The organism is Myxococcaceae bacterium JPH2 (assembly GCA_016458225.1).
Taxonomy (GTDB): Bacteria; Myxococcota; Myxococcia; order Myxococcales; family Myxococcaceae; genus Citreicoccus.
In genome coordinates this window covers 1-658 of sequence record JAEMGR010000124.1, presented here as the reverse complement: position 1 = coordinate 658, position 658 = coordinate 1, and the positions used below count along the sequence as shown (strand labels likewise).

General features: G+C 66.3%; 1 protein-coding gene. It reads left to right on the top strand.

Annotation, left to right across the window (positions count from 1 at the left end; all coding sequences use genetic code 11):
• Window positions 1-658 (top strand): non-ribosomal peptide synthetase (locus JGU66_36410; GenBank protein MBJ6766260.1); only part of this gene is annotated, 658 nt, incomplete at both ends.

Genomic DNA, 658 nt, shown 5'->3' with positions numbered 1-658 from the left:
CTGGGCATCCGCGAGGGGAAGACACTCTTCTCCGTCCTCCTCACGGGCTTCTTCTCTCTCCTCCACCGCTACTCCGGCCTCCTCGACATCACGCTCGGCACTCCTGTCGCGGGCCGCTCTCGCTCCGAACTCGAAGCCCTCATCGGCCTCTTCGTCAACACGCTCCCCCTCCGCCTCCAGCTCTCACCGACCTCCTCCTTCCGCGACTCCCTCTCCTCCGTCCACCACCTCGCCCTCGACTCCTTCGCTCACCAGGATGTCCCCTTCGAGAAGCTCGTCGAGGCCCTCCTCCCCTCTCGCCGCCTGAACGTCTCCCCTCTCGTTCAGGTCATGTTCGCCCTCCAGAACGCTCCCATGCCTCTCGCCCCGCTTCAGGGCCTCCGCATGGATCCGCTTCCGGTCGACACTGGCTCCGCCCGCTTTGACCTCACGCTCATTGCCTCCGATGAGCCTCGCGGACTTCGCCTCTCCGCCGAGTACCGCTCCTCCCTCTTCGACGAAGCCACCGTCTCGCGTCTCCTCGGACACTTCCGCAATCTCCTCCAAGGCGCGGTCCTCGACGCTGGCCAATCCCTCTCAGCCCTCCCCCTCATGGATGAGGCCGAGCGCCGGCAGGTCCTCGTCGAGTGGAATGACACTCACGCCTCCCTCCCCGACG